Genomic DNA, 10,309 nt, shown 5'->3' with positions numbered 1-10,309 from the left:
GGCGGCTAAAGCCGCCTAAACGTTATGCACTTCAGGTTTGAATCCGCGCTGTAGTTTTGCTGCTGATCAAACAGCTTTAGTATTTGACCTTTTACACGCTCTACGTATAAATAAGGTGTTTGGTCTGGCATCTTTAAACGAATGACATTGATTTTACTTAGTTCATGTACCGCGACCCAATTCTGACTCTGCATTAACGTATTATAACGACTAATACCTTCAGGCTGATAAACAACATCTTGGCGTATAACGCATGTATTACAGCCCTTTCCTGATTCAATTCGCCAGTCAACAGCTGTATTTTTATAATACAAATTATCATTTTTTAGTAACCACTCACGTGCATTGTTAGTATCGCTACACGCTATTAGTAAGCTAAAAAAACTATTCAAGATAATAAACTTAGTGCTTAGCATTGGCTTCATACTATTGCTCTTTAATTGCTTTTAACTCAGCAATAATTGCACTACTTGGCTGTGCTTCTTTTATATAACTGGGCAGCGTTTCAATATTAGTAGGCGAGCTTTGTAAATTATGCACCTTACTGTTATTTGTCTTTGGCACCCCAAATCGATTACCTGCACTTTGCATATAAAACTTTAAATTAAGCATGCTCCACTCATCTACATCACTCAGAATTGATATTGTATTATCTTGGTTAGTATCAAAGCTGGTTAAGCTTTCGGTGTTAATTGCATTACAATTAAAATCAACTGGTAGTGAGCTATTTCTATTTAACCCCTGTACTTCAAGTATGGTGCTTTCATTTAAATCTGCTGAACTACCATTTGAATAATCAATAATAAAATCATCCGTAGAGCCTAAATGACTATTAGTATTTGGTGCAATATCGCAACTAGCATTGCCTGGGTAAAAACGCTCATAGTAGCGATCGCCTTCGTTATTACCTATTGTTGATAAACCCGCTAATTGATATAAATAGTTCATAAAGCTTAAATGATTAGGCTTAAAATTAACTTCTTCATCACCGCCATGGTATAAACCTAAGTTATGACCTAACTCATGAAATATTGTTGATGCTTGATAATTATAAGTTACATTGGTTGCTACTTGCGTATCAAGCGTTAAACCCCAGCCCCCATAGTTACCATTAAATCATTACCGCTTATCTCAGCAATACCCGAACCACTAATACTACCGTCTTCGTTACCACTACTTGCCATTAATAAATAATGGAAAATGGGCCTGCGAGTTATATCGCTATATTCCATTTTATAAGCAAATAAATTAGGGCTACTTAAATCGTATTCAAACGGGGTATAGCTATTAAAAGGGACAAGATTTCCGCCACCTAAATCAAAGTTTTGCGGTGCTGTATTTGTACTTTGATCAAACAAATCACCTACGTCAAAGTGGACTGTATAGCCTTTTTCTGCAAAAACAGTGGCTACTTTTTCAAGTGCTGTTCGATGTGGAGTAATACCTACATCACTGCTGTCCATATAATCACTTCAATAAATATATCTTTTTGTGAGGTACGCGCCCCCCACTCATAAAGTGGTAAACCCGCGAATGTTGTCCCCTGTTGCTCAGCGCAATCAGGAATACCATCCTCATCATCATCTATTGTGCAATTTATATTGTTTGGCCCAGCGGGTGTGTTAAACACAGAATAACTCCAATCAGTACTTTGATTAGTGTCTGTCGCATTAAGCTCGCGCTTTAAGCTGCCTCCTTGCTCGGAGATGATTTGCTCTGCGTTACCACCTTGCCATTGTGATGGCGTTACTGGTTCTTGTACTGAGTTACCAAATTTTACAAAGTCGATTGTTTGTGTACCTGCACTATTAAGTAATTCTACAAAACCGTTTATGTACCAATAAGGTCTAATTTCATCACTAGCATTACCTACAAGCGCTATTTTAGGGTTGTTAACTGACGCATTTACTAAAAAATCATCCCCAAACTTACTTTGTAAAATAAGGTACTCACCATTTTCAAGCTCTTTATTGGGCAGTGAAAAAGTTGTCTCTGCACTAGTCGAGCTATTAATCATATTAATACTGCGGGTTTTAAGCGAATAACTCTGTAAGTTTACAGCAGCCCCTGTGCCGTTATAAATTTCAATCCAAGGTAGGTCGTTACTAAATTGCACAGAAGAAACTTCAGTTATTTTTATATATTGGCTATCTTCATTAAAGCTTGCGCTTACATTTACAGTATGAAAATAAGTACTTGTGTCACTAGTAGTATCCGACAAACTTTCAATATTTAAGGCCAAGCAAGTAGTAAAATCATCTGCTGACACTTGTACACTTCCCGTACAAGCACCACTACTAGAATTAACTGCTAAAGTGCTCGTTAGCATAATATCTGAAAATGTAATACTAACGGGCTATCTACAAGAACTGGGTCATTGTTACTTTGGGGTGTTACATTACTAATTGTAGCGGGCGTTGAATCAACCACAGTAATATTCAGGGTAAATTCGGTTGTGTCTTTTGAATCAGACGCAGTTAACGTATAGCTTTGTGAAGTGATACTGTTTGCAGGAGGTGTGTAGCTAAAAAGTAAGGCTTGTGCATCAATAACACTAATTTGTGCACCATTTAAATCATCACCAAAATCAATCTGAACGGTATCGTTATCGGCATCGCTAACTACTAAACTAAATTCTGTGGCTTGATTATATTGCACGCTAATACTTACATCATCTGCAGTTGGTGGATTGTTTGGTGCTAATACTGCAACTGTTTTTTGAGCGCTATTTGTAGCGTTATCGTCATCGGTTACAGTAACCACAAATGTAACATTGGTATTTTGTGAAACAGTGGGCGCATTAAAGCTAATGCTTGTTTGTGTTTGAGTTAGTTCAACTACAGGACCACTTATTTGCTGCCAAGTTATGCTATTAATACTACCATCGCTGTCTTGTGCATCTGCAACTAAGGTTACACTGTCACCTTTTTCAGCTTCTTCAGGGCCTGTAACAATGACTGTTGGCGCGCTATTTACTTGATTAATTAAAACCGTTTTACTCGCTTGAGCGCTTTTACCTGCATTGTCAGTTACGGTTACGCTAAAACCTAGTGTTGTATTTTCAGATACATTAGGGGCGGTAAAACTAAGGACTCCATCAGTTTGTGAAACTCAACATTGTCCCCAGCAGACTGAATCCAATTAATATTACTTATAGTGCCATCTGTATCTTGAGCGTTAGCAACTAAACTAACTTGTGTGCTGGCAAGTGCACTACTTGGGCCTGTTATATTAACTGTTGGAGCATTATTTTGAGAGGTGATAGTGCCTGAAAAAACTTGTTGTGCAGTAGCACCTGAGTTGTCAGTAACTGTAACCGAAAAGCTAAAGGTCGTATCGGTTGTTACACTAGGTGCAGTGGCTGTAAGCGTGTTACCGTTAGAGGTAAACGTAAACTCGGGCCCGCTAAGTTGTTGCCATTGATAGCTGGCAATTTGTCCGTCGCTATCACTTGCAAGCGCTGTAATAGTAAATGATTGATTAGAAGTAATAACGTTACTGCTAACCGAAAGCGTAACACTGGGCGCAGCGTTACCAGAGGGCGTAGTTGTATCACTACTTTCGCCTCCCCCGCCACAACCTGTGATTAAAAGTGATAAAAAAAGTAAACTTAGCTATTTATTAATATTGTTTTTTACCACTTTTAGCCTCTACATATTAACTATACAAATTTTGTGGCACCTTAGTAACGTTTAAATGAACGGTTATTTCCTCACGATCATGATATAGATGTTTAGCTTGCAACTCGTAATTGATACCTTGTTTCTCAAGCTCTTTTCTGATCATCGAAAGACATTCATAAACACTATCAAAGCGTTTTTTCATAGGCAGCTTTAAGTTAAATATAAACTCTTTTGCGTATGCATTTACTGCCCAGTCAATCATTAGCGTAGTCACTTTGGTCGGTTTTTCCACCATATCGCACACTAACCAAGTAATATTTCTTTTTTCTGGGCGATATTTAAAACCGTCGGCCCTAAAATGTTTAACTTGCCCAGTTTGCATTAAATCGTCATTCATTGGGCCGTTATCAATCGCACTTACAAACATACCACGGCGTACAAGCTGATAAGTCCAACCACCTGGGCATGCACCTAAATCAACACTGCGCATACCGGCAGCTACGCGTGACTCGCGTTGTTGCTCAGGTATAAATACGTTAAATGCTTCATCGAGTTTTAACGTTGAGCGACTCGGTGCATCGCTTGGCATACGAAGGCGCAAAATACCCATGAAAAATGGAGAATTATTAAAGCTATACGAGTAACCAACATAAGCCGTATTGTTTGTTAAAAACATGACATGCATTACTGGGCGATTTGCTTTTGGCTCACGTAGTACAGTATTTTGTTTTTCGAGGGCTTTCTTAAGCGGTGTTGAGATTTTTTTACAGAACGTTAAAAGCTCTTTGCCTTCGTTTGTGTCTGGCGTTTCAACGCGCAGTTCTGAGCATAATGTAAAATCTTTAGCAGCTTCAACTACTGCGCTCACACGGTCCTCTACTGGCATGTTTTCAAGTAATGTGCCGGCAAACCATTGACGTGCAAACACCATGTTTTTAAAATCAACTTTTTTGATTATTTCATCGCTGTGATGCGCTTCAAAACATTCGTAAACAACATAACCTGTATTTGGTTTTGCTTTTACATACCCTGCAAAACCTTGCTCTGCAGCATGAAACGTTATTTCAGCAGCGGCATCGTTTTCAAAACCACTACGACAAAAAATCACAACACTAGACATATTAACCCTTAAACTCTTTAAAACTTAAATCGTGCAACTTGCACTAAAATAACAATCCAACCAATAATAAAGCACAACCCACCAAGCGGTGTTATAGGCCCAAGCCACTTCATTCCTGTTAGAGCGAGTAAATATAAACTACCACTAAAAAGTAGTGTGCCCATTATAAAAAAGCCACCAGCCCAACTCAGGTTTATGCCCCATTTAATTAAAATAGCCACCGCAATAAGTGCAAGTCCATGTACCATTTGATACTCAGCAGCCGTTTTAAAAACGCCTAATGAATACTCCGATAAGCGGCTTTTTAAACCATGGGCAGCAAATGCACCTAACATCACCGAAAGCATACAAAAAATACTACCGGTCATTAAAAATAATTTAATCATCTAACCCCCTGCTCGAGTCTTAACGTATCTCAATTTGTTGCTTAATAAATTCAACGGCACTTAACGCTGCTGTTTCTCTATTTTGCAGTTCAGTTACGCCACTTTTTTTACGTGGTTTTAATGAGTGATCGCCATCACTCAGCCAAGTAAACAAAGGCTGCTTTGGCATTTTCATAGTAAGAAGTTCTTCACGTGTACCAAATGTATCTCGCTCGCCCTGTAATACCAAAAAAGGGCAAACAATATCAGCAAAATGATCGGTGCGTAATTTTTCTGGCTTACCAGGCGGATGAAATGGATAACCAAATGCTATAACACCTGAAAGGCTTTGCTCTGTACTACATGCAAGCATTGATGCCATGCGACCGCCCATCGATTTACCCCCTATAAACAACGGTAAATCTGGCTGCGCATTCGTTAGCACTCGTTCATAATAAATAAGTAACTTTGGTGCTCGCTCAGGAGGCCTGCGTTTATTAGTTTGTTTAGCGATTTGCATATATTCAAAATCAAATAAACCAACATCAACACCCTGCTCGCTTATTAATTTTGCCATGTGCTGCATAAAGTCAGAATCGCTACCAGCACCTGCGCCATGTGCAAATATAAACTGTGCTATTGCAGGTTGCTCCGTGCTTTTAAACCATTCAATCATTATTAATACTCATGTTCTTGCTCATGCTCTACTAGGCTCAGCATCCACTCTTTAAACGAAACTATTTTACCAAGCTCTGTTTGCGACTCACGAAGCACTAAGTAATACGCATTTTTACTCTCTAGGCTATGATTAAACGGAATTACCAAACGCCCTGCGTCTATGTCGGGTTTAGCTAATACACTATTGCCAATTGCCACACCTTGTCCATGTACCGCTGCTTGTAACACCATAGAAGAGTGGCTAAATATAGGCCCTTGATTTACCTGGATGTTACGCACGCCTGCGGTTTTCATCCACGTTTTCCAGTTTTTACGTGTAGTGTCGTGTAATAGTGTGTGATGCGCTAAATCACTAGGTTGATCAAGCGGCTTTACCCCGCTTAATAACATAGGACTACAAAGTGGTACTAAATATTCGGTATGAAGCTTGTACGCTTGTACGCCATTCCAATGACCCCTTCCATAATAAATAGCAATATCTACGTCATCAGTGAGTGAGTTTTCATCTTGGTCTTGTGCTTTTATTCGCACATCTATCTCTGGATGTAACTCATTAAACAAACTCAAACGAGGCACTAACCACTGAATAGCAAAACTAGGGGTTAGGCTTACCGTTAGTGAGCCCTTAGCGCCACGAGCTAATAGCTTTTCAGTTGCATCAATAAGCTGAGTAAAAATCTCTTTAATATCTAAAAAATAGCCTTGGCCTTCTTCAGTTAATAATAAAGAGCGGTTTTTACGTAAAAACAACTTCAGCCCTAAATGCTCTTCAAGTGTTTTTATTTGATGACTTACTGCCGCCTGCGTTACATAAAGCTCTTCAGCAGCTTTTGTAAAACTTAAATGGCGTGCAGCCGCTTCAAAGGCTTTTAATGCGTTTAATGGAGGTACCCGTCTTGACATAATAACCAAGCTTAGAATTAGTTTTTCTTATGCGTGAGATTATATACATCATATAAGTTTGTGTATATTAAAGGCATAAAAAAAGCGACCTGAGTCGCTTTTTAATAAACATCATGCTTAATTATAAATCGCTTGCACTTGTATCAAGTGGGGCAAAACTTTTAATTAAATCATCAACCGCTTTCATTTGCGTTAAGTAGCCTTCTAACTTACTAAGTGCTAGCGCACATGGGCCATCACATTTAGCTTCGTTAGGATTTGGATGCGCTTCGATAAATAAACCAGCAATACCCAATGCCATACCGCTGCGCGCAAGCTCTGCAGCTTGTGCACGACGACCATCAGCAGAGTCAGTTCGTCCACCAGGGCGTTGTAGCGCATGTGTTGCATCAAAAATAACAGGTGCCATTGCCTTCATGTCATCCATACCCAGCATATCAACCACAAGGTTGTTGTAACCAAAGCTAGAACCACGCTCACAAAGAGCTACGTTGTTATTACCAGCTTCATTAAATTTAGTAATGATATGACGCATTTCATGTGGCGCTAAAAACTGTGGTTTTTTCACATTGATAATTGCACCTGTTTTAGCCATCGCCACAACTAAATCTGTTTGACGCGCTAAAAAAGCAGGTAACTGAATTACATCAACAACTTCTGCAACAGGTGCAGCTTGATGCGGTTCATGTACGTCAGTAATTAGTGGAATTTTAAACGTGTTTTTAATTTCTTCGAATATTTTTAAACCTTCTTCCATACCTGGACCGCGGTACGAATTGATTGAAGAGCGATTAGCTTTATCAAATGAGGCCTTAAATACATAAGGAATATTTAGTTTCGTCGTAACTTCTACGTAATGCTCTGCAACACGCATTGCTAAATCGCGAGATTCTAATACGTTAATACCACCAAACAATACAAACGGTTTGTTGTTTGCAAGTTCAATTTCATTAATTTTAATAATTTGGTCTTTCATTTAAATTCCTTAAGGTGCAACTGCTTGCATCATTAATCCACAAATATAAGCCATATAAGTACCCACACCGTAGCCTAGTACAGCTAACAAGACACCAACAGGCGCTAATGACGGATGAAACGCTGATGCTACAACAGGTGCTGACGCTGCGCCGCCCACATTAGCCTGAGAACCCACTGCCATATAAAATAACGGTGCTTTAATCAGTTTAGCCACAATTAACATGATGCTTGCATGCACTAACATCCAAATTGCACCCACTAAAAATAGCCCAGGGTTATTGAAAATAGCGGTTACATTCATGTGTAAACCAATCGATGCAACCAAAATATATAAAAAGCTAGAAGCTACTTTTGAAGCGCCAAACGCTTCTATTTGCCTCACTTTAGTAAACGATAAGCCTATACCAATCGTTGTTGATATAACAATTAGCCAAAAGAATTTACTGTTTAAGCTGTATTCTTTTGCCCATTCATAAGTAGTGCCAAAGTACGGCCCCAAAAAGTCAGCGCAAAAGTGTGCTAAGCCAGTTATACCAAATGCAATTGCAATCAGCATCATGTAATCATTAAGAGTTGGGATGCGTGCATGTTCTGCGTGATATTCTTCCACACGCTTTTTCAAATCTTCAATTGCGCTTGTATCAGCACCCGTCGCTGCATCAATCTTTTTATGATTTGCTGCCATTAACAATAAAACAGCCATCCAAATATTAGCGACAATTACATCTACTGTAATCATTACTGAGAATATATCACCACCAACTTCAAACATTTCTTTCATTGATGCTTGGTTAGCACCGCCGCCAATCCAGCTACCTGCAACAGTTGTCATACCGCGCCATACGGCATCTGGGCCATGCCCACCAACAATACTTGGGTCAAATGCGCTCACCACTAAAATAGCTAATGGCCCACCAATAACAATGCCTAAAGTACCCACTAAAAACATAATAAGTGCTTTAGGGCCTAAGTTAATAATCGCTTTTAAATCAATACTAATGGTAAGTAGTATCAAACAGGCTGGTAGTAAGTAGCGCGAAGCCACATAATAAACATTAGATTTATTACCATCTACAATACCAAAGGTATTTAATAACGAAGGTAAAAAGTAACACAGTAATAAAGCAGGTACGTATTTATAAAATCGTTTTAAAGCTGGACGCTCACTGTTTGAGGTTTTAAAAATAAACCCCAAAATAATAGCAAGCAAACCAAGCACAACGGCATCATTTGTAATTAATGCGCTTTGAGTTTCAACCATAATTATTCCTATTCTTAATGGTGCGTTTTATTATTATCTTCTAGTTCTTCTATTTGGTGTTGAATAATCTCTATTGCAGGATCGTCCGGACACTCATCTACAAAAAACTGTAAATCATCACGTGCCATTTTAGGGCAACCGAGCTGATTTAATAAGTAACCTCTGTCGCGTCTCTCATACGGGTCGTCGCCTATTAACTCCATTAGCATCTCTACACAGGTTAAAGCATGACCAAATTTATTTTCGCTAATGAAAGACCATTTTTGCTGAGCTAAAAATAACTTATATACTTCGTCATCAAAAATCAGTTCTAGTGGCTCTTGCTCTTGACCATCATCTTCATCTGCGTTTTCAGGGATAATATACCAACTTTGTTGTCCACTGCTTGGCTCTATTATGTAGCCTTCTTCGTCACTAATCGCCACATGTACGCCAACATCACCTTGGGTAAGACTAAGGTTCGCGTCACAGTTAGCTTGTTGTAAAAAATGACAAAGTATAATTGCCAGTGTTGTAGGTGAACCACTGCGCATAGAAAGCGTATAGCTTAATGTATTTAATTTATATTCAGGCACTTTTAAACCTGATGCACTAAATAGCCAATCACTGTAAAACATATCTAATAATTTTTCGAGGCGATCGTGCTCATCACTCACTTTTAAACACAGCGCTGAAATTTGCTGTTCAAAGTCAGTTAAAGTTTCATAACATGGTGTTAAATCTATCTGAGGGTCCCACTTTGACTCTGCTTTAATACAGCGGTAAATCGCTGGAGGTGTAAATTCATCGTAAGCATCATCAAGATAAGATTCATCGTGTTCGTCAAACCCGAGGGTAGTCATTAATACTGCAACATTTTAGAAAACGAAGGCGTAGTTTACCTAACTTTAAAGCTATATACCAATATAGAGGTGTATTTGAATATTTTCTGAGAGGGAGTTGTATTTGAGCTTTACAAAACAACTATAAAGCTCAAATAGTCAGATATTACTTAAAGCAAAAAAGCTGATTTAGACGTCGCTAAATAACCTATCGCTAAAATAACAGCGGTGTTAACTAAAACGTAAGCAACTTTCGCCGTCATTTTAGTTTGTCTGGCGCTTTTAGCCCCAATACCGATGTATATAACCACTAAAATTATTTTTTCTAATAGCCAATATTGTTCAAACGGATTAATTTTAGCCATAAATATAAGCGTAAGTGCAGACACTAATAACAAAGTATCTATACTGTGACTACCAATCATTACCGCTTTATTTTTTGCTAATTTACCACTGCCCATTCGCGAAAAAGCGCGAACATAAAATAATATTACACTTAACATCGCAATTGCCATGTGCGAGTGCTTTACTGCTAAATAATCCATATGCCCCTGTACTTC

At 38.6% G+C, this 10,309-nt stretch carries 14 protein-coding genes; 1 reads left to right on the top strand and 13 read right to left on the bottom strand.

Translation table 11 applies throughout. The features are described from left to right. Window positions 1-5: 5 nt before the first annotated feature. From GQR53_RS04785 to GQR53_RS20785, 5 genes are all read right to left on the bottom strand, one after another. Window positions 6-425 (bottom strand): hypothetical protein, encoded by a 420-nt coding sequence (locus GQR53_RS04785; protein ID WP_240917447.1) that lies wholly within the window; start codon window positions 423-425, stop codon window positions 6-8. 1 nt (window position 426) lies between these two features. Beyond that, complete coding sequence (locus GQR53_RS20800) at window positions 427-948, bottom strand: hypothetical protein (protein ID WP_240917446.1); 522 nt, start codon at window positions 946-948, stop codon at window positions 427-429. Between the two features lie 137 nt (window positions 949-1,085). Further along, a complete protein-coding gene (locus GQR53_RS20795) occupies window positions 1,086-1,463 on the bottom strand; it encodes a hypothetical protein (protein ID WP_240917445.1) in 378 nt (125 codons plus the stop codon). Further along, the gene (locus tag GQR53_RS20790) at window positions 1,445-2,269 is read right to left on the bottom strand and encodes a lamin tail domain-containing protein (protein ID WP_240917444.1); all 825 of its coding nucleotides are present in this window, start codon (window positions 2,267-2,269) and stop codon (window positions 1,445-1,447) included. Before GQR53_RS20790 ends, GQR53_RS20795 begins: the two co-directional genes overlap by 19 nt. Before the next feature lie 53 nt (window positions 2,270-2,322). Then, complete coding sequence (locus GQR53_RS20785) at window positions 2,323-2,763, bottom strand: Ig-like domain-containing protein (RefSeq protein WP_346774384.1); 441 nt, start codon at window positions 2,761-2,763, stop codon at window positions 2,323-2,325. A gap of 501 nt (window positions 2,764-3,264) precedes the next feature. On the opposite strand from GQR53_RS20785, the gene GQR53_RS20780 reads away from it, so the two are divergent. Next, a complete protein-coding gene (locus GQR53_RS20780) occupies window positions 3,265-3,423 on the top strand; it encodes a hypothetical protein (RefSeq protein WP_240917443.1) in 159 nt (52 codons plus the stop codon). A 234-nt stretch (window positions 3,424-3,657) separates the two neighbouring features. Here the strand turns inward: GQR53_RS20780 and rlmM are convergent, their stop codons facing one another. The 8 genes from rlmM to GQR53_RS04740 all read right to left on the bottom strand — a co-directional run bounded on the left by rlmM (window position 3,658) and on the right by GQR53_RS04740 (window position 10,294). Next, the gene (gene rlmM / locus GQR53_RS04775; protein ID WP_024605425.1) at window positions 3,658-4,743 is read right to left on the bottom strand and encodes a 23S rRNA (cytidine(2498)-2'-O)-methyltransferase RlmM; all 1,086 of its coding nucleotides are present in this window, start codon (window positions 4,741-4,743) and stop codon (window positions 3,658-3,660) included. 17 nt (window positions 4,744-4,760) lie between these two features. Beyond that, window positions 4,761-5,129: a DUF423 domain-containing protein gene (locus GQR53_RS04770; RefSeq protein ID WP_024595287.1), complete on the bottom strand. Its 369-nt coding sequence runs from the start codon at window positions 5,127-5,129 to the stop codon at window positions 4,761-4,763. Window positions 5,130-5,148: 19 nt separating this feature from the next. Then, a complete protein-coding gene (locus tag GQR53_RS04765; protein ID WP_024605424.1) occupies window positions 5,149-5,784 on the bottom strand; it encodes an alpha/beta family hydrolase in 636 nt (211 codons plus the stop codon). A 2-nt stretch (window positions 5,785-5,786) separates the two neighbouring features. Continuing rightward, window positions 5,787-6,689: a transcriptional regulator GcvA gene (locus GQR53_RS04760; protein WP_024595289.1), complete on the bottom strand. Its 903-nt coding sequence runs from the start codon at window positions 6,687-6,689 to the stop codon at window positions 5,787-5,789. A 121-nt stretch (window positions 6,690-6,810) separates the two neighbouring features. Then, a complete protein-coding gene (gene kdsA, locus GQR53_RS04755) occupies window positions 6,811-7,665 on the bottom strand; it encodes a 3-deoxy-8-phosphooctulonate synthase (RefSeq protein ID WP_165743030.1) in 855 nt (284 codons plus the stop codon). 9 nt (window positions 7,666-7,674) lie between these two features. After that, window positions 7,675-8,928, bottom strand: coding sequence for a DUF819 family protein (locus tag GQR53_RS04750; protein ID WP_165743029.1), 1,254 nt, complete (start codon window positions 8,926-8,928; stop codon window positions 7,675-7,677). A gap of 14 nt (window positions 8,929-8,942) precedes the next feature. Continuing rightward, on the bottom strand, window positions 8,943-9,770 hold the full coding sequence (locus tag GQR53_RS04745) for a tetratricopeptide repeat protein (protein ID WP_002958558.1): 828 nt from the start codon (window positions 9,768-9,770) through the stop codon (window positions 8,943-8,945). A 149-nt stretch (window positions 9,771-9,919) separates the two neighbouring features. Continuing rightward, window positions 9,920-10,294, bottom strand: coding sequence for a SirB2 family protein (locus GQR53_RS04740; protein WP_165743028.1), 375 nt, complete (start codon window positions 10,292-10,294; stop codon window positions 9,920-9,922). Window positions 10,295-10,309 lie beyond the last annotated feature (15 nt).

It is taken from the genome of Pseudoalteromonas sp. Z9A6, assembly GCF_011378805.1.
Classification (GTDB): Bacteria; Pseudomonadota; Gammaproteobacteria; order Enterobacterales; family Alteromonadaceae; genus Pseudoalteromonas; species Pseudoalteromonas distincta.
This window is presented reverse-complemented; position numbering and strand designations above follow the sequence as displayed.